The 19419-nt window shown below is 70.2% G+C and carries 12 protein-coding genes; 4 read left to right on the top strand and 8 right to left on the bottom strand.

Annotated elements, in window-relative coordinates; genetic code table 11:
- From ACH5HR_RS15220 to ACH5HR_RS15210, 3 genes are all read right to left on the bottom strand, one after another.
- A partial coding sequence (locus ACH5HR_RS15220) for a cation-transporting P-type ATPase (RefSeq protein WP_416478642.1) occupies window positions 1-158 on the bottom strand: 158 nt, incomplete at its 3' end.
- An 82-nt stretch (window positions 159-240) separates the two neighbouring features.
- Window positions 241-1587, bottom strand: coding sequence for a cellulase-like family protein (locus tag ACH5HR_RS15215; protein WP_416478637.1), 1347 nt, complete (start codon window positions 1585-1587; stop codon window positions 241-243).
- Window positions 1584-7313: a DUF5107 domain-containing protein gene (locus ACH5HR_RS15210; RefSeq protein ID WP_416478636.1), complete on the bottom strand. Its 5730-nt coding sequence runs from the start codon at window positions 7311-7313 to the stop codon at window positions 1584-1586. Before ACH5HR_RS15210 ends, ACH5HR_RS15215 begins: the two co-directional genes overlap by 4 nt.
- Window positions 7314-7368: 55 nt before the next feature.
- Between ACH5HR_RS15210 and ACH5HR_RS15205 the strand changes: the two genes are divergently transcribed.
- On the top strand, window positions 7369-8259 hold the full coding sequence (locus ACH5HR_RS15205) for an AraC family transcriptional regulator (RefSeq protein ID WP_416478635.1): 891 nt from the start codon (window positions 7369-7371) through the stop codon (window positions 8257-8259).
- Between the two features lie 78 nt (window positions 8260-8337).
- On the top strand, window positions 8338-9285 hold the full coding sequence (locus ACH5HR_RS15200; RefSeq protein WP_416478634.1) for a GlxA family transcriptional regulator: 948 nt from the start codon (window positions 8338-8340) through the stop codon (window positions 9283-9285).
- A gap of 41 nt (window positions 9286-9326) precedes the next feature.
- Here the strand turns inward: ACH5HR_RS15200 and ACH5HR_RS15195 are convergent, their stop codons facing one another.
- Window positions 9327-9620 (bottom strand): DUF1330 domain-containing protein, encoded by a 294-nt coding sequence (locus ACH5HR_RS15195; RefSeq protein ID WP_106265838.1) that lies wholly within the window; start codon window positions 9618-9620, stop codon window positions 9327-9329.
- Between the two features lie 54 nt (window positions 9621-9674).
- On the bottom strand, window positions 9675-10682 hold the full coding sequence (locus tag ACH5HR_RS15190) for a zinc-dependent alcohol dehydrogenase family protein (RefSeq protein WP_416478633.1): 1008 nt from the start codon (window positions 10680-10682) through the stop codon (window positions 9675-9677).
- 234 nt (window positions 10683-10916) lie between these two features.
- Here ACH5HR_RS15190 and ACH5HR_RS15185 point away from each other — a divergent pair, with 234 nt between their 5' ends.
- Window positions 10917-11981, top strand: a complete 1065-nt coding sequence (locus tag ACH5HR_RS15185; protein WP_416478632.1) for a S66 family peptidase — start codon at window positions 10917-10919, stop codon at window positions 11979-11981.
- 116 nt (window positions 11982-12097) lie between these two features.
- Here the strand turns inward: ACH5HR_RS15185 and ACH5HR_RS15180 are convergent, their stop codons facing one another.
- The gene (locus ACH5HR_RS15180; protein ID WP_416478631.1) at window positions 12098-12742 is read right to left on the bottom strand and encodes an HAD-IA family hydrolase; all 645 of its coding nucleotides are present in this window, start codon (window positions 12740-12742) and stop codon (window positions 12098-12100) included.
- 681 nt (window positions 12743-13423) lie between these two features.
- Here ACH5HR_RS15180 and ACH5HR_RS15175 point away from each other — a divergent pair.
- Complete coding sequence (locus ACH5HR_RS15175) at window positions 13424-15181, top strand: AAA family ATPase (RefSeq protein ID WP_416478630.1); 1758 nt, start codon at window positions 13424-13426, stop codon at window positions 15179-15181.
- A 249-nt stretch (window positions 15182-15430) separates the two neighbouring features.
- Here the strand turns inward: ACH5HR_RS15175 and ACH5HR_RS15170 are convergent, their stop codons facing one another.
- Window positions 15431-18265: a hypothetical protein gene (locus ACH5HR_RS15170; protein WP_416478628.1), complete on the bottom strand. Its 2835-nt coding sequence runs from the start codon at window positions 18263-18265 to the stop codon at window positions 15431-15433.
- A gap of 483 nt (window positions 18266-18748) precedes the next feature.
- Window positions 18749-18973: an integrase core domain-containing protein gene (locus ACH5HR_RS15165; RefSeq protein ID WP_416478641.1), complete on the bottom strand. Its 225-nt coding sequence runs from the start codon at window positions 18971-18973 to the stop codon at window positions 18749-18751.
- Between the last annotated feature and the right edge of the window lie 446 nt (window positions 18974-19419).

Genomic DNA, 19419 nt, shown 5'->3' with positions numbered 1-19419 from the left:
TCCGGCGGGGGCAGCCGGTTGGGCCCCACCTCGGCGAGCCGCTCGGCGGCGACCGAGGCCGCCAACCCGTCCTCCCCCACGTCGAGCGTGTCGAGCACCGTATTCGGGGAGAGCGACCACGGAGCCGTGTCGGCGGCGTGGTCCCGGTCGGTTTCCATGGGGCTATTCCACCCGTCCGCGCCGGTGAGCGCGCGGCGGGGGGGTGCCGTCGGTGGGCGCTGCCGTCGGCGGGGCGCCGCCTCAGCCCGGGTTCCCCGCGCCCCGCAGGATCGCGGTGCACTCGCGCTGGAGGTCCTCGTCCTGCCACATGGCGTGCTGCGGCGCGGCGTTGGAGCAGACGACGGAGCCCCAGGCGTCGACGGCGTCCGCGTGCCGCACGGCGTCCCGGCAGATCTGCGCGCCGACAGGGCCTTCCTCGAAGCGGGTGTCGCGCGGGGTGTACCCGACCCAGCCCTCCCCGAGGACGAGCGGGATCCCGAGCCGGGCGGCGTGGTCCGCGGCCACGCCGATCCACTCGCGCAACCGCTCCGCCATGGCGATGCGGTGCGCGCCGTAGCGGTCGTACAGCCACCGGTCCACGGCCTGCGGGTCGCACCAGTCGTGCAGATAGATCTCGGCGTGGCCGACGATCGACGCGTGCCGCTTCCACTCCTCGTCGGACGGCGGAGCCCAGTCGGCGAGCCGCGGTGCGCCGGGGCGCAGGAGCTCGGCGTCGGCCCGTGCCTGCGGAAAGTCGGCGGGGTCGCCGCGCAGCTCGAACTCGCGCACCAGGTCGTCCAGGACGCCGTACACGTAGGGGTGCACGCCCAGCACCTGGGCGTTGCGCGGCAGCCCGCGCATCGCGGTGACCGGGACGGCGGCGTAGTTCGGCCCGCACAGCACGTCGGGGTGGCGTGCGGAGAAGGCCGCGATGCCGCGCTCGAGGCGGCCGCGCAGCTCCACCACCGGGTCCTGCGTGCCGGGCAGCCCGGCGGTGAGGTGCCCGGCCTGGACCTCGTTGTGCGGCTCGACGCAGGCGAGCACGTGGTCGAGCGCCTCGTCCTTGAGCAGGTCGACGAGGTCGCCCATCGCCTCGCCCAGCACGGTGAGGCGCTCCTCGGGGTCGACGGCGTGCAGCGCGTCGTACCAGGCGCGGTCGACGGCGAAGGCCGGGCTCTGCTGGTACTCCCACGACGACGCGATCACCGTCATGCCGTGCCGGTCGGCGGCGCGGAACAGCTCCAGCAGGTGCGCGCGGGCGTCGATCGTCGTGTGCTCGCGCACGTCGTACCAGCGCACGCGGGACGCGTAGCCGCCGCCGATGGGCCCCAGTCGCAGCGCCGTCGTGTCGATCCCCGAGCGGAACAGCAGGAACGGCATCGCGCACACCCGTACCGCGTTGTACCCGAGCTCCGCCGCGCGGGCGAACGCCGCGTCGAGGTCCTCGAACGGCTCCCCCGGCCCGGTGCGCACGTACCAGGAGAAGTCCCAGAGCGTGATCGCCAGCCGCGGGGGCAGGTGCCCGGGCAGACGCCGGGGCGCTGCGTCACCTGCCGTCTCCGCCGTCGTCCCTGCGCCCGTCACCATGCGGGCCGTCGTGCCGGTCACGAGTCCTCCTCCAAGGTCAGCACCGTGCGCGCCACGCGCACGACGTCCACCGCCTCGACGGTGATCCCGTCGGGCACGTCCCGCACGGACGGGTCGACCCAGACGCCGGTCTCGGCGCACCACGGCAACAGCTCGAGCTCCACGCCGTCGCAGGCGACGTCCTCACGCCAGGGGGTGAGGTCGACGTCCCAGGCACGACCGTGCCAGAAGTGGTCGCTCACCACCTCGTCGCCCACCAGCGCGCGGCCGACGTCGCCGGTCCACGTGATCCGTAGCAGCGTGCGGTCGACGCCGCCGAGCACGTCGGCGGGCACGTCCAGGTGCACGCGGGCCGCACCGTCGAAGTCCGTCGGTGCACCGAGCCGGTCCATCGGACCACCACGCGCGGGCGGCGGCGGGGCGGGCGCGTGCGGGCGCAGGTCCGCCGCGACCGGGACACGCCCCGCGCCGGGCACGGCCAGCGTCCAGGTCGTCCAGAGGGCGCCCTGTCCACCGGTCTCGACGACGGCGGCGTCGCCTCCAGACACCGTGAGCGACGCCGGCGCGGGCAGCAGGGACACGGTCGCGGTGGGGACGTCCGTGTGGACGACCAGTGCCCCGTCGAGGGCGTGGACCGGCACGTCGCTCAGGACCAGCCGCTCGCGGCCGCCGACGTCCAGCCGGTACAGGCGGTTCGCGGTCGCCTCGTCGAGCACCAGCACCCGCACCCCGGACTCGTCGGCCGCGCCCTGCAGCCGGACCACCGCCTCCGGCCCCGGCGCCCTGGTGAGGTCGAGGACGGTCGTCCCGCCCTCGCGCCGGGCGACCACCGGGCCCGTCGCCTCCACGTCGCCGTCGAGCACCAGCTCCACCGGTACGCCGTCGGTCGCGACCAGCACGAGGAGCCCGCCGTCGTCGTGCGCGTCGTCGTGCGGGAGACGTGCGAGGAGCTGCGCCGTGGCGCTGCGCAGCACCAGCCCGTCGGCGAGCGGGAAGCGCAGCGGCCACGCGACCGAGACGCCCGCGGGCAGGTCGACCGGCCGCGTGGGCACGGTGACCGTCGTGTCCTCCAGCTCCACCTGCACCTGCGTGCTCGGCTGCGCTGCCAGCGGTCGGCGTGCGGGCTGGTAGGTGGTGAGGAAGACGTAGCCGCGGCGCCCGTCCGAGCGCACCGACCAGCGCAGCTCGGACGGGTCGTCGCTGCCCCCGCCCACCGTCGTCGTCATGGCCGTCAACTCCGCGCCGTCGGCCCGCAGCCACAGGTGCTGGCGCCGCAGCAGGTGGTGGTGGTGGCGCACCTGCCCGTGCTCGCCGACGGGAGCGCCGAAGTCGTAGGTACGGGTGGGGACGTCGTTCGGGTACGCGGTGGCCTGCGACTCCTGCTCCGGCCCGTGCGGACCCACCCGCTGGGTGCCGCCCGCGTACATGTAGTACCCCTGCCAGACCGACCCGCTGCCGATCTTCGCCAGCGCGAGCGCCGCCACGTCCTCGGGCGTCACGAGCGGACGCCGGTGGTAGGCCACGTGCATGCCGCCGCCGAGCTCGCAGGTGGCGTACGGGAGGGCGTCGTCCCCGGGCCGGGACCCGGCTCCGGCCGCGCCGTCGACCGTGACGCCGTCCAGTGCCTCCCGGAGGTCCGCGCCCACCGACAGGTCGTCGCGCACGGTGCTGTAGCGGAAGTGCACGGGCGCGAACGCCGGCCACTCGGTGTCGGCGTCCTCCCAGAACCCGTCCGCGTACGCGGAGTACACCGGCAGGAGCGTGTCCGGCACCTGCGCCCCACCCCAGCCGGTGGCCGTCCAGACCGGCACCTGCAGCCCGAGCTCCTCGGCGATCGTGCGCAGCACGGCCAGATGCTCCGGCTGGTCGTAGAGCTCGTTGTCCATCTGGGCGCCGATCACCGGCCCGCCGTCAGCGTGCAGGAGACCGTCGAGTTGCGCGACCGTCTGCGCGTAGAACGCCCGGACCAGGTCGAGGTAGGCCGGGTCGTTCGTCCGGACGGCCACCCCACGCTCGACGAGCCAGTCCGGGAACCCGCCGTGGCGCGCCTCGCCGTGCGCCCACGGCCCCATCCGCACGATGACGTCGAGCCCGTGGCGCCCCGCGAGCTCGACGAATGCCCGCAGGTCGAGGTTGCCGTCCCAGCGGAAGTCACCGGGCGTCGGCTCGTGCGCCTGCCAGAAGACGTACGTGGCCACCGAGTCCAGCCCGCCCGCCCGCGCGTGCCCCAGGACCTCCGACCAGCGCTCGCGCGGGATGCGGGAGTAGTGCACCTCCCCGGTCACCGGGAACCAGGGCCGGCCCGCCCGCTCGAGGTACCGGCCGGTCACCGCCACGGCGTCCGGCGTGTCTGGCGGGTCGCCCAGCTCGAGATGGTCGCGGCGCGGCGCGGGCGGGCGGGTGACGCGGACGCGTCGGGTGGGGGTGGGGGACGTGGCGCCGCTCCCGTCGAGGGCGGCGAGCTGGCCGCGCAGCGCCCGGACGCGGTCGTCGTGATCCTGCTGCACGTCACGGGTGAACAGCAGCATGGCGGGCAGCGACGTCGCGAAGTAATCGATGGTCGCGCGGCGCCCGGCCTCCTGCTCCACGTACCGGGCGAGCCCGTCGCGCAGCAGCCGTGCCTCACTGTCGCGGCCCAGCCGCCGCAGCGCGAGGACGGAGGCCGCCGTGCGCTCCGAGAACGCCTGCACGGCCATGCCCGCGAAGTCGCCCTGCTGGTCGGCCGCCGTCCGCCAGGCGTCGCGCGCCTCGTCGGCGCGACCGGCGGCGGACAGCGCATCGCCCTCCAGCAGGTGCAGGTCGGCGGTGTTGGCGAGCGGGTGCCGCGCCTCACCCAGGGTCGCGGCTGGGGCCAGGGCCGCGGTGGCGTGGGCGAGCGCGGCCGCGGCGTCGCCGTCCTCCAGCGCTCGCCGCCCGAGGGCCCGGTGCGCGGCGTCCCAGGCGGCCAGCACCCGCCCCTCACCGCCCTCCCACGGCTGGAACGGTCGGCCGGTCAGGATCTCGAGCGCCTCGTCGGCCCGGCCGACGGCGGTCAGCAGCTCCGCGAGCTGGACGGACAGGTCGTCGCGCGCACCGACGAGGTCCGGCCGATCGAGCAGCACCGCCAAGCGGCGCTCCGGGGCGGTGCCGCGGCGCGCCTCGAGCTGGTCGCCCTCGTAGAGCAGGCGTGCGTCGTCGGGCGCCACCGCGCGTGCCTGCGCGTACCAGGCGGCCGCCGCCTCCGCGTCACCGCGCACGTTGTGGGCCGCGACGCCGAGGTTCCGCAGCACCACGGGGTCGGTCCCGTCGCCCGACGCCGCGACCTCCCAGGCGGCGATCGCCTCCTCGCGCCGACCTGCCGCGTAGAGGCGGTGCCCCGCGAGGCCGGCGACGAGCGGGTCCTGCGGCCAGGCGCGACGCAGGCGGGCCAGCGCGTCGTCGTCGGTCGCCGCCGGGAACGCCCGGTCCCGCGGTGCACGCCGGGCCCGTTCGAGCGCGCGTCCCGCGGCCGCCCGGTCGCCAAGGGACAGCTCCAGGTCGGCGAGGTGCAGCAGGGCGAGAGCGCGCACGTCCCGCTGCCCGCGCGGCGACGGACGCGTCGCGACGTCCTCGAACAGCTCGACCGCAGCAGTCGTCTGACCGGCCGACGCATGCTCGAGCGCGACGTCGAGCGCGATGGTCGGGTCCGTCGTCGGGCCGACCGTGGTCGCGACGCCGAACCGGGCCGCGAGGTCGCGCGCCCACGCATCGAGCGGGTCGACGGCGAGCGTGCCGCGGACCAGGTCGCGAGCGCCCTCCGCGTCGCCGCCGCGCCGTGCGGCGAGCGCCGCGAGGTTGCGCCCCTGGACGTGCTCCGGGCTGCGGCGCAGCAGCGCGTCGAGCTGCTCCGTGGCGTCCGCGGCACGCCCTTCGGCAAGGTCCAGGCGTGCCGTCGCGACGGTGGCCGCGTCCCGCCAGGCCTGGTCCCACGCCGCCGTACCGAGCGCCTCGCGCGCCTCCGCCGTCCGGCCCTGGCGGGCGAGGACGACGCCCAGCCGGTAGTGCGCCTCGCCGTCGCGCGGGTTCGGGTTGCGCAGCGTCAGGCGCGCCGTCGCGGTGCGCAGCAGCTGCTCGGCGTCGGCCAGCCGGCCCGCGCGCGCCCGCCGGGCCGCGAGCGCCGTCGCGCAGCGCGCGTCCGACGGGTCGCGACGCAGCGCCTCGGTCCAGTAGGGCTCCGGCGACCGCGTCGCGTGCCGGTACTGGTCCAGGTGCAGGCCGGTGACGTAGAGCTCGTCGAGAGAGTCGATGTCCGCCGGGGCGGGGGGCTCGGTGGCGGCGTCGGCGTCGGTGGCGGCGTCGGCCGCGGTGGCGGCGTCGGCGTCGGCGTCGGCCGCGGTGCGGGGGCGCCAGGTGAGGAGGGGCGCGCCGTCGTGCTCGACGACGAGCTCGTACGCGGTGGCCGCGACACCCGCGGGTCCGGTCAGCTCGCGCACCAGCGGGGCACCGGGCGCGACGTCGGCCCGCTCGTCCAGCAGCACCTCCTCGCCGGCGCGCAGCACCACCCGCGCCCCGGCGCGCGGGGACGTCACGGCGACGCCGACGCGCACCGCGCCCTCGGCGGAGACGTCGAGCCGCACGGCCGCGTCCCGCGTCGCCTGGTGCACCGGGCCGACGTCCTGGATCGGGTACCAGTACTGCGAGAAGCTCGTCGTCTCCCCCGGGCGCAGGAACGCGAAGTCCGGTTGGTTGTCCGTGAAGACGCCCGCCATCAGCTCGACGTACGGGCCGTTGGAGTCGGTCAGGTGCTGGTCCCACGCCCGGCCGAACGGCGCGTTCCCCCAGGTCCACATCTTCTTGCCGGGCGAGATGCGGTGGTCCGCCCAGTGCACGAACCCGGCACCGGCGGCGTGGTCGTACCCGCCGAAGAAGTCGTCCTGCGAGCCGAGGCACATGTACGACGTCGGCACGGGGATGTTGCGGTACCAGTCCAGGCGGTCGCCGTCGGGGCGCTCCGCGGTGCGGCGGGCCGGATAGTCGACGCCGTAGTAGCGGCCCGACGCCGCGGGGAAGGTCGTGACGGCACGCTTGGCATGGTCGGCGACCACGGTGACGTCCGTCGGGAAGAACGCCTGGTAGTCGTCGTGGACGGCGGCAGCGACGTTGGCCCACCACAGGAACGTCTGCACGTCGTCGGTGCGGTTGACGAGACGTACCCGCAGCTCGACGAGCGCGCTGTCCGGGCGCAGCCGGACGCCGTGCATCCCCTGCATGCGGGCGAACGGGTCGTGGTCGGAGCACCAGACGGTGACAGCGCCGTCGGGCTCGCGCTCGATCCACGCCTCTGTGGGGAGAAACGTGGCCGGGCGGTGGTGCTGCGGCCAGTTGAGCTCCACCCCGCCCGAGACCCACGGCCCGAGCAGCCCGACCAGTGCCGGCTTGATGACGTCGTTGCGGTAGAAGAAGTCGTAGCCGCGGGTGCGGTCCAGGCCCACGTGGATGCGTCCGCCCAGCTCGGGCAGGACCATCAGCCGCACGTACGCGTTCTCGAGGTGGATCGCGTCCCACTCCCGAGGCGCCTTGGTGTGCTCCACCCTGTCGACGAACGGCATCGGGTACACCGCGCCCGTCGACCCCTGGTACACCCGCTGGTCGAGGTATGCCGGGTAGCGGTCCGGCTCGCCGATGCCGTAGGTGTCGATCGACACCGGCTCTCGCCAGCCGCGCACCGGGTGGGCAGCGATGTTCTCGGGGGCGGGCGGCAGGATGATCCGCGACTCCTCAGGAGGCATGGGACGAACCTAGGCCGCTTGACGGCGTGGTGCGATGGGCGATTCTCTGAGGCGCATGGACGAACCAACGGTCGAGGCGGGCGGAGGTCTCCGCGAGGGCTTCGCCGGCCAGCGCATGGTCGTCGTGCCACGCCCGGAGGTCCGCGCGGCACTCGCACGGCCCGTGACGGGCCGCCTCGTGGTGACGGACGCGGGATTCTTCCCCCACGCCGCCCGCCACGGGCGGTCGCGACCCGACGGCGCCCGAGAGCACGTCCTGCTCGTCTGCACCGACGGGGCCGGCTGGTGCCGGACGCCGGACGGACGGTTCGACGTCGGAGCCGGGGACGTCGTGCTCGTGCCCGCACGGACCCCGCACGAGTACGCCGCCGCCCAGGGCGCACCCTGGACGCTCTGGTGGTTGCACGTGACCGGCCCGGACGCCGACGAGCTCGCCGCCGCCGCCCGTCAGGCCGCCGGGGGACCCGTCTCGCACCTGCGCGACCCGGCCACGGTCGCCAGCCTCGTCTCCCAGGTGATCGACGCCCTCGACGACGGCACCGCGGGAGGGCTCGTCCGGGCCGCGGGCGCCGCCTGGCACGCCCTCGCGCACGTCGTGGCGACCGGGCGCCGCTCCCCCGGACCCGCACCGGACCCCGTGGAACGCGCCGTCGAGCACCTGCGCGCCACCGCCCCGCGCCGGACGTCGGTCGGGGCGCTCGCGGCGATGGTGGGGCTCAGCACCTCGCAGCTCGGCGCACTGTTCCGCGCCCAGGTGGGCACGTCCCCGCTGCAATACCAGACCGGCCTGCGCCTGGCCCGCGCTCGCGTGCTGCTCGACACCACCGACCTGCCCGTCGCCGCGGTGGCGCGGGCGTGCGGCTACGACGACCCGCTGTACTTCTCCCGGCGGTTCGCCCGGACGCACGGCATGTCGCCGTCGGCGTACCGGGCCCGCGCCGTCTGACGCCACCCGGGCGGTCGTGCGCTGCTGTGCAACGATGTCGACACGGCTGACACGCGTCGGCCAGATCGGAGCCGGGCGATGCAGCGACCGCACCGGGTCGTGGTCCTCGTACTCGAGGGGGCACGCCCGCTGGACGTCGGGATCCCGACGGAGGTGTTCCACCCGGAGACGGGGTTCCCCTACGAGGTCTCCACCTGCGGCGCCACCACCGATATGGTGCTGTCCTCCGGAGGCTTCGGCTTCGCGGTGCAGCGCGGCCTGGACGCACTGTCCGACACGGACACGATCATCGTCCCGGGGTACGCCCCGCCGGGCCGGCCGATACCCGTGGAGGTGCGCGAGGCGCTCCGCAGCGCCGCAGCCCGTGGGACACGCATCGCCTCGATCTGCTACGGGGCGTTCGCGCTCGCGGACTCGGGCCTGCTCGACGGCCTGCGGGCGACGACCCACTGGGACGCTGCGGAGAAGCTCGCCACGCGGCACCCGCAGATCACCGTCGAGCCGAACGTGCTCTTCGTCGACGAGGGACCCATCCTGACCTCGGCGGGAGCCGCCGCCGGTCTCGACCTCTGCCTGCACATCGTCCGGCGCGACCTCGGCGTGAGCGCGGCGAACGAGATCGCCCGAGGACTCGTCACCGCGCCCTACCGCACCGGGGGGCAGGCCCAGTACCTGCCGAAGACCAGCTCTGCGGCCCAGGGCGAGACCCTCGCAGCGACACGCGAATGGGCCCTGACGCGACTCGGCCAGCAGGTCACGATCGCCGATCTCGCCGCCCACGCGGACATGTCGCGACGCACGTTCCTGCGTCGCTTCACCGAAGAGACCGGCAGCACCCCGCTGCAGTGGATCCTCCGGGCGAGGGTCGACGCCGCCCGCGAGCTCCTGGAGAGCACGAGGCTGCCGATCGACCGCATCGCCGAAGAGGTCGGCCTGGGGACCGGGGCGAACCTCCGGCTGCACTTCCGCCGGCTCCTGGACGTGTCCCCCTCGGCGTACCGCGCCACGTTCTCCGGACGGAGCTGACCACCGCGGCGACCCGCCGTCACCCGTGGAGGACGTGACAGCTACGCGTCCACGCCGTCGACCAGCACGGCCCGGTAGGTCGCGCCCTGGAAGCGGTCCTGCACGACCTCCTGGTACTGCTCGCCGCGGTACCAGCCCCTCGCCGCCGCCGCGTCGGGGAACCGGAGGACGACGACGCCTTCGATCGGGGGCCCTTCGAGCACCTCGTACGTGCCGTAGTCGACCAGGGCCTGCACGTCGTGGCCGTCGAACGTGCCATCGGCGCGCTGCGCGTAGCGGTCAAGGGCCTGCTGGTCGTGGGTGCTCTCTCGCTGGAACACGATGTATGCGCTCATGTTTCCGTCCTCCGTGGTTGTCGATGTTCTGGTGCGCTGTTCGTCGCTGCTCCGCTACGCGATGCGCGGCGGGAGCGCGACGGTGTCGCCCACGACATCGATGGCGACCTTGCCCCGGAGCACATACGACTGCCTGTTCTCCAGGAGCTCGTGAGCCTCACCCGTCCGGGCGAGCGGCAGGGTCGCGCCGATGACCGGCTTCACGAGTCCGCGCTCGACCAACGTCGTGAGCGCATCCAGCTTGCCTCGGTTCTGCCGCGTGAAGACGAAGTGGTAGGCCGCGTTGACGCCCCACGCCTCGATGAGGTTCTGCGGCTGCGCGTGGTCGACGATGCTGACGACCCGTGCAGAGTCGGCGAGCGTCAGCGGGCTCCGCGTGAGCGTGTCGCCACCGATCGTGTCGAAGACGACGTCGACCCCCTTGCCCTCCGTCATCTCGGCCACAGCCTCGACGTAGTCCGTCGAGGTGTAGTCGATGGCTGCGTCCGCTCCGAGAGAGCGCACGAACTCATGGTCTCCGGCCTTCGCGGTGGTGATCACGCGTGCGCCCATCGCCTTCGCGACCTGGATCGCGATCGTGCCGACACCGCCCGTGCCGCCATGGATCAGGATCGTCTCCCCCACGGTGAGCCGCGCTCGCGTCACCAGCGCCTCCCAGACCGTTCCACCGACGAGAGTCAGGCTGGCCGCCTCCAGGTGACTGACGTTCGCCGGCTTGCGACCGACGAGGTCGACGTCGACGACGTGCTGCTCGGCGTAGGAGCCGGGGCCGCCGAAGATCTGGGGCGTGTAGTAGACCTCATCGCCGACGGCGAACTCCGTCACGTGGGAACCGACCTCCTCGATCACGCCGGAGACGTCATGCCCGATGATCGCCGGGAGCGGCACGTGTTCCGCGTAGTCCCCGCGACGGATCTGAAAGTCCAGCGGGTTGACGGCGGTCGCGTGGACGCGCACCCGCACCTGGCGTGGTTCGACGTCCGGCACAGAGGTGTCGCGCAGCTCGAAAGCATCCACCCCTCCGAAACGGGTCAGGACGACAGCCTTCATCTGATCGGTCATAGCGGATTTCTCCTCGCCGTGGTTCTTGGTGTGCGACCCGCCGGATCGGCGGTTCGCATCAAGTTACGCGGGGGAGATGCGGCAATCTAGGGGCGACAATGCCAGTATCCGCAAGGATAGTGTCACGAGTGCTGCATGAGGCTCGGGCATGCTCGATGCGGGACATTTCAGAATGTACATTCTGGCCGACACTGCGACACAGGTCCGACGAAAAGTCGTCTTCGACTCGCGTCCATGTGTGACACCTTGTCGGTCATGGAGCTCGCATCGCCGCGCAAGGCCGCCCCCGGGGACAAGGTCGCTGTCGTCTCACCATCGTTCGCCGCGCCCGGGTTCGCGCCGGCGGTGCACGAACAAGCCATGGCGCGTCTGCAGGAGATCACCGGCCTGGTCCCCGTGGAGTACCCGACCACGCGCCAGCTCGGCGCGACGCCGCAGGCCCGTGCCGCCGACCTCGATGCAGCGTTCAGCGACCCCGCCATCCGGGCGGTCCTGGCCACCATCGGCGGCGAGGACCAGATCACCGTGATCCCCCACCTCGACGCCGACCTGGTGCGGGCCGACCCGAAGCCCTTCCTCGGACACAGCGACAACACCAACCTCCTCAACTGGCTGTGGACCCACGGCGTCGCAGGCTTCTACGGCGGCTCCACCCAGGTCCACCTCGGCCCTGGACCCGCCGTCGACCCGATCCACGCCGCCTCGCTGCGCGCAGCGCTGCTCACCGGTGAGCGCCTGGAGATCACCGAGCCAGGCGAGTCCGAGGACATCGGAAAGGACTGGCTGGACCCTGCAGCGCTCACCGAGTACGGCGACCGCGAGTCGACCGAGCCGTGGACGTGGGCCGGACCCGCCCGGTCCGTCACCGGCCGCACCTGGGGAGGGTGCATCGAGGTGATCGAGTGGATCCTCACCGCCGGTCGGTTCCCCGACGACCCCGCCGTCATGCAGGGCGGCGTCCTGCTGCTCGAAGGTGCCGAGCTACTTACACCCGCACGGGAGTTCGCCTGGATCGTCCGCTCGCTCGGCGAGCGCGGTCTCCTCGACGCCGTCGACGCCGTCGTCGTCGCCCGACCGCCGACCTCATCCTTCGAGGTCCACCGGACGTCCGCGGAGCGCGCCGACAAGCGTGCCGAGCAGCGCGATGCCGCCATCGAGACGGTGCAGCGCTACAACCCTGACGCCGTCATCGCCGTGGGCGTGCCGTTCGGCCACACACGCCCACAGTGGATCGTCCCCCACGGCGGCACGATGACTGTCGACGGTGAGCAGCAGCGGATCTGGGCGGACTACGCGTAGGTGAGCGTCGAGCGGGCGCGTCGTCGGCCTGAGCCGCTGACAGACCGGGTGCCGCTCGTCCAGTTGCGCTTCGACGACCTCAAGTCGTGGGTCGGTCTGCTGTGATGCTCGGGTACTCAGGTCAGGAGTGAAGACTCGAGGACAGGGGCGAGCGCTTCCTCCAGCCCGGCAGCGGAGCGATACAGCACCGTCGTCATCCCGAGTTCCGCTGCTGCCGTGGTGTTCTCCTCGCGATCGTCCACGAACAGGCAACGGTCAGTGGGGACGCCTGCCCGTTCAGCGGCGATCTCGTAGATACGACGGTCGGGCTTGGCGACGCCCACGAGCGAGCTGTTGACGACGTCGTTCGCGAGGTCGCGCAGCCCGAGGAGCTCAAGGTCTTCGTCCAGCCACACCGTCGCATTGCTCACGAGAACGACGGGACAGTACGACCGGACCTGGCGTAGAAGGCGCACGACGACGTCATCGGTCCGGGACTCTGCCTCGGTGAACGCTGTGGCCAGCATCTGCGCCTCGGCGCGCGAGACGTCGGGAACGAGGCTCTGGACGATCGAGTGGGCCCACTGCTCTTTGGTGATCTGCCCGAGCAGCAGCGGCAGGTCGTTCTCCGGCGCGAACCCGATGGCTGCCGTGGTACCTGCCCGCAGACCGGCCCGCTTCTCCAGCCGGGACACCACGTCGGTGTCGTAGAAGCGGATCACTCCGTCAATGTCGCACAGCATGGCGTCGAAGGAGAGGTCGTCGGCGTTGGCTGGGTTCACACGCCATGAATATCACTGACGTGGCCACGTCGAGAGGGCAAGGGCGGGACGGCGCTCAGCGACTGTTGCGCCCCGACTTCGCCGAGGTTCGCCACGTGCGCTCGAAACTCGACGCCATCAGGCGCGACTTCGCCCAGGCCAGTCCTCAGGCGATGCACCGGCACTACCGAGCCGTATCGACCACACCAGCCCTCCGACGGCCCACGAGCAGTGCCTACACCAGGCCCGCTCGCGCAGCCGCTCGGGTCTGCGGTAGCGGCCAGTTGAAGGAGCACGCCGTCGCACGCTGACCTCGCTCAACGCCGAGGACCCTCCGACCGTGGTCATGAACGCGTCAAGTTACGTAGGCGGAGGATTGAGAAATCTAGGCTGCACGTCGACAAAACATGTCGACGTGCAGCGCAGATTGCGCGGACACGCCTGCCTACCTTGCGCGATCTCGGGCGTGTCGCGGTAGGTGCGCAAAGTAGGGGCGCACGGTCCACACCACCAGTCCGCGACGCGGACCCTGCCCACAGGAAGCCCTGGCGTCGAGAGCGATGTGCCTCTGCAGCTCCGGGGGCGACCGCTCCGTCGGCCTCCGGCACGACTACGGCAGCAACGTGAAGGACGGTCTCGTCTGGGACACGCCGTCCAACGACGGTCGGCTGTTGTCGGTGAAACCTGCCAGGATGAGTGCCCATGGAACTACTCAAGGGGTTCGGCGTTGCAGGCTACCGTTCGTTTGGTAGCGAGATGCAGTACGTCGGCCCTCTGAACAAGGTCAACCTCATCGTCGGCCAGAACAACGCAGGCAAGTCCAACGTACTGCGCTTCGCTCAGCTTCTATGCTCGGGGAAGAAGCTCGAACTCCAGCAACTGGACAGGCCTGTCGATCTCGCGCAGGCACCGCTGCTCCGCATGGCGATTGCCGCCGACGTTTCTGCCACAGAGATCGGAGAAAAGCACCGGGTCGGCAATCCTCACCTGAAGAACCTCATCAGCCTCATGCGAAGACCTCCGATCTCAGCCACCGGCGACGACCTTGTGTGGTCACACTTCGTCGAGCAGAGAGACGGCCGCTCAACCGGCGGAAAGCCGTGGACCCGTCGCGGATGGAGCCGCGATGCCGAGGTACTCGCGCATATCGCTAGCCAGGCCGATGTCCACGAGAAACGGGCACTGGCTCAAGCGTTCCCAAACCTCGGAGGAGACCGGGCGACGATCGTCCAGGTTCGAGCGTCGGCGTTGCTTGAGGGATTTAAGCCTAGCGATGAGGCTCCTCGCGCGGAGACAATCGACGCGTTCCGACAGATCGGGCCCGCGACCGACGATGAACAGCGCTACGACGGATCCGGACTGATCGATGCACTTGGGAGGCTCGATCGCCCCGTCGCCGGCAGGGACGACGACCGTCGCCGGTGGATCCAGATCAGGGACTTCGTGCGAGCCGTACTCGACGATCCCAGCGTCGAGTTGGAAGCCCCACGCGATGGCGGGACGATCAACGTCGTCCGCGGAAACACCGTCCTGCCCCTGGAGAACCTCGGCACCGGGATCCATCAGGTCGTGATCATGGCATCCGCGGCGACGTTGATCCAGGAGCAACTCGTCTGCATCGAAGAGCCGGAGATCCACCTCCACCCAGTGCTGCAACGCAAGCTGCTGCGCTACCTGGCCTATGAGACAAACAACCAGTACCTCGTCGCCACCCATTCGGCCCATCTCCTCGACAGCAGCATCGCCACAATCTTTCACGCGACGTGGTCGCCCGACGGCACGCGCATCAGCCCCGCAGTGACACCGTCGGACAGGTCGCTGATCTGCGCTGACCTCGGCTACCACGCATCGGACATCGTGCAAGCGAACGCCATCATTTGGGTTGAAGGGCCGTCCGACCGGATCTACGTCAACCACTGGATCCGCCGTGAGACCGCGGACCTTGTCGAAGGCGTCCACTACTCAATCATGTTCTATGGCGGCGGACTGCTGAACCACCTGACCACCGAAGACGTTGATGACGAGATGGTCGACGAGTTCATCAAGCTGCGGCGACTGAACCGCAATATGGCGATCGTCATTGACTCTGACCGGACCAAGAAGGGTCAGCGTCTCAACAGGTCCAAGCGTAGGATCCGAGACGAGCTCGAAGGCTGTGATGGGATCGCCTGGATCACAGCTGGCTACACCATCGAGAACTACGTGCCGGCAGAACTGCTGAGTCGGTCGCTGTCCACCACTCACCCTCGTGCGGTGCCGAGGACGGCCAGGCAATACGAGAACCCCTTGGCGCGGACCAAGACCGGTCTCGACTCGGTTTCGAAGGTACGGGTCGCGCTCGAGAGCGTCAAACAATGGGGCGACGAGACACCGATGCCCTACGACCTTGGCATGAGAGTGCGTGGGCTCGTCACATTCATTCGCAACGCCAATGCTGAGTCGATTCCGAAAGCGCGTTAATAGCACCAGTTGAGATCGGCGGGACGACGACTGGTGAGTTGTGCGGGTGTCGACATGCAGCGCCGATTGCGCACACACGCCGCTCTACCTTGCACATTTCCGGGCGTGGCGCACGGGTTGTGCAAGCAACGGCGTGCCGCCCTCGAGCGTCGACGTCACCGGGGGCTTCTTGAGATGCAGGAAATCCTTCCCAGACAACCAGGCCGGGGCAGGGTGCTGGCGCCTGGTAGCTATCAGCATGGGACGTCCCTAGGCTCTCCCCCGGGTGCCCCAGCGCCGTAGCACGGTCAGAACACGCGCGCGTGAAGTTGTCGGTTGGTCGAGTCGTCGCACTGCGACCAACGCTTGCACGGTGGTCGCCAGGATCTCCTCAGGGGACACGTCCGCGACATCCCGGCAAAGAACGCGCACCTCATCCGCTCTGCTGACCGCCTGAAGCCACTTGCGGTGGTCGGGATCGCCTCGATCAATCTCGATCGTGAGCCACTCGTCTCCATTCGGGCTCTCCAGGGTAAGGGTGTCGTCCTCGACACGGATGCTCCATCCGTCCGCGCGCCGTGGCTGGCCATCTGTACCGAGCTCGTCGGGGAAGCCGGCCACGACGAGAGCTTCGCGAAGCGGATCGAGCACATGCGAACCGACGAACATCACCGCGTTCGCCGCAGCGAACGCAAGGACTGGTTCGTCGTGCGCAACGATCGGCCACCACAGGCTCTCCGCCCCGCCGTCAACGGTCCGGATCAGCTCCATCCCCTCGGGCAGCCCGTCGCTGTCGAGCAGTCGTCCGGACCGCTGCGCTGCGACTATCGACTCGATGACCATCTCGCCCAAGGTCACCCAAGCGTCAACCTTCCGCGATCCTCCTGCGATGCCCTTAACCTGCCCCAGCACTGAGCGCAACCCGAGCTCGTTCTCCCCGGCGAGCGGTCCAAGAATCGACAACCGGGCCTGCTGGGACAGGTCGAAGGCGTCGTCGTGGGACTCGCCCCACTCTAGGATGCGCGCCAGTGCTGCCGACCAGCCTGCCGGCAGCGGGCCAAGCCGACGCAGTCTCGAGTGCATTAGTTCGAGCCCGCAATCGAGTACCGCCTCTACCGCGTCATGCTCCAGCATCCCGGATGCAACCGCCTCGTCGGCGGCAGCGAGGACGGCGTCAACGGAACGGGACCACTGCTCCGCGGTTGCGTAGAACCGTGCCCTTTCGCGGACGTCGTTGAACCGGATCAACTGACGTTGGAGGGAGGAACTGTCGGACCCTTGAGGAGCAAAGTCGGCCAACGCCGCATCGATCCGCGCGCGCTGCAGGGAGCTATCATCCGGGGCGTACTGCAGCGCTTCGGCCAGGACGCCCAGCGCCTGCCCGACCGCCACACCGGACTCTTCAAGATCGTCAACCGACCACGCGCCCAAGTGACGGAGCGCTTCTTCGACAACCGGCTGGATCTCCTCTAGACGGTCCTGCCGGAGTACGACCTGCACGAGCGCGGCTAGCGTCTCGATCTGAAATGCCGCATAGCCGGTCGTCGTGCGTTGGTCCTCGGTGGCCACCTCTTCGCGGATGTCGACTGCCAGACGGAGCCACATCGATGCGGCGTCGAACAGACGTGTCAGTGTCGCAACGACCCCGAGGTTGTGCATCATCGTGGTCGCCTGGAGCAGGATGAATCGGAGAGCCAGTTCGCCCTCGTCGTCGAGCACACTCGCTGCACGCAGCGAATTGACGACTTCCGTGGCGACAGGCAACAAGGCCGAAGCATCGACAATGTTGGCCCCGTTCACGAATTCGTTCACGGTATCGGCAAGCACCTCCAACCAGCTGGCGATGAACCCGACTTCTGCGCCGACTCCACGCGAGAGGACCATCTGTATCCCCTCATGTACAAAGATGGCCTCGTCAAGCGCGAAAACATCCCCCGCACCGTTCAAGAGCCGGCGCGTTATCAGCGATGACGCGACGAGCTCGTCGACCGCGGACTCCGAGTCGATCTGCAGTGGCGCATTCGAAGACAACGAAGTAGCCCAGCGGTCGAGCAGCAACCGGGGCACGTGAGCACCTCCGCTGACGACAACGATTCCGAGCATGACCTGGCTCTGAGGCGAAAGATCGCTCCAAAGTTCGCCGACCACGACAGACAGAACCTTCGGGTAGCTGCCTAGCGGTGTCGTATCAGCCATGAGGTCGAGGCGATCGAGTCTCGAAACGAACTCGGCCAGACGCGCGTGGTCGCCACCCAGCCCACGTACCCAGGCGCAGGCAAGGTCGATCGCAAGCGGCCATCGGCCCAGTCGTGCCGCAAACCGCAGCACCACCGCGTCGTCCCCAGGTGACGGTGCGGGAAGCCGGTGCCGGATCAGTGCGAGTGCTTCGGCATCCGCCATCGCACCGATCTCGTGCAGCGGTGCAATGTCGATCGGCCAATCGCCACGGTTCGTGGTGATGATCACGTGCCCATACCCGGAAACGGGAGTCCAACTACTCGTCACGGCGTGATCACGCGCACCGTCCAGGACGAGCAACCAGGGAACCGGAAGCTCAGCGAGCGCGTCGCACAGGGTTTGCGCAGGGTTGTCGCCTAGTTCCCGGTCAGCGCCCAACCATTCGAGCAGCCCTGGCACTCGGTCAGCGAGGCCCTGATCTGTTGCCGCGTCGACCCACATCGTGGCCGCGTAGTTCTCTCTGTGGCAGGCGGCCCAGGCCGCGGCAGCGGCCGACTTGCCTGAACCCGACAGTCCCCTCAGTACCGCGACAACAGGCGTTCCTCCGTAGAGCGCTTCCTCTGTCAGGTGGCCGGTAAGGAAGCCTGCAATTGCTGGGCGCGACAAGAACGCGGCCGTCGGCACCCCGTGTGCCCTTCCCCAGGAGCGTGTCTGAATCGCGTCGGCCAAGAGCGCCGCCGGCTCGTCGAGGATGTTCGCGACGTCGCTGCGGTCGATGAGTTGCGACACGTTCTGCGAGCCTCGTTCCGCCACGAGGTCCGTGAGCTGAGCGAGCAGTACGTGGTACAGGCGCCGACCGATCCCGCCCCTGCCGCGCTGCCGGACTCGAGCGATGCGTTCTAGGAGTCGCGACACGATGTCGCTCACATCCTCAATCCGCGCATCGAGCGATAGCCATCCGGCCGCCCTTCGTCGAGACCTGCCTAACTGTTCTGCGTAGTCGGCAGCGGGCCTACTCAATGTGCGATTCGTCCGCAGCACGAGCGCGTCAGCCCCCGGATGCTCGCTCGACAGAGCCTTGAGGCACCTCTGCGCAGTGGGCAAACTCATCCTCGTCGCCGAGGATCGCATCGACGCCTTGACTTGAACCGCCCGCGACAGAGGTCCAGACGGCCCAGCGAAGACGAGGATGTCCGCAGAGTCTTGACCGTGAAGGTCAACACCGACTCGCCATCCCGACGCCGAGGAACCCTCGTAGAGGTCAAGAAGAACTTCGACCGTAACCAGGTACTGATAGCGAAACCCGAAGGCTGCTCCAACTCCACCGGACCCACTCAACGTACTGAACCCCCTGGGTCTGTAGGAGGCGCGTGGTCGGCCCCGGCTTCCGTGGAGTCAGATTGCTGGAATCTAGGCCACGGTGATCGTTGCTGTGCTCTCGAACTCTACGGGTGTCAGCCAGCCGAGGGCGGAGTGCCGGCGCTGGCGGTTGTGGAAGATCTCGAGGTACTCGAAGATCGCGTTGGCGAGCTCCAGGCGTGTGCGCCAGCGGCGGCGGTCCAGGAGCTCGACCTGCATGCGGGACCAGAAGCTCTCGATGACGGCGCCTGCGTAGCAGTCGCCGATCGATCCCATCGAGGGCACCAGGCCGGACTCCTTGGCCCGGGTGGTGGAGGCCCAGGACCCGAATTGAACGCCGTGATCGGAGTGAACGATCGTCCCGGCCGGTGGCCGGCGGTTCTCGATGGCCTCGCCCCTGGGCAGTGCTGGCCCTCGCCCTTCTCATGGGGGCAGGTCGTCACGCCTTCGTCACTCGGTTCCATCCGGATCTTCCTCAACGGTGTGCTGATCAACGGCTTCACCAGCGACCCAGCGCGGGACCCGTCTCACCGAGCGCATGCGCTGAGCGCTGCCGGCTCGTTAGAGCCCTCGCGAGTCACCGGGTAGATCCGTCATCGTCCGCGCCACGGTGGTCAGCGGCGTCCAACCTACAAGCGGGTCGTCGGCCCGGTTGAAGGCGATGCGGTGCGCGCCGAGCACGACGTCCTCGGGGAGGACGATCGTGGACGTGCCGTCCTCCG

Source organism: Isoptericola maris (genome assembly GCF_048065335.1).
In the GTDB taxonomy this organism is placed as follows: Bacteria; Actinomycetota; Actinomycetes; order Actinomycetales; family Cellulomonadaceae; genus Isoptericola; species Isoptericola rhizosphaerae.
Note: the sequence above shows the minus strand (reverse complement) of the source record. Positions and strands in the feature narration are given on the sequence as shown.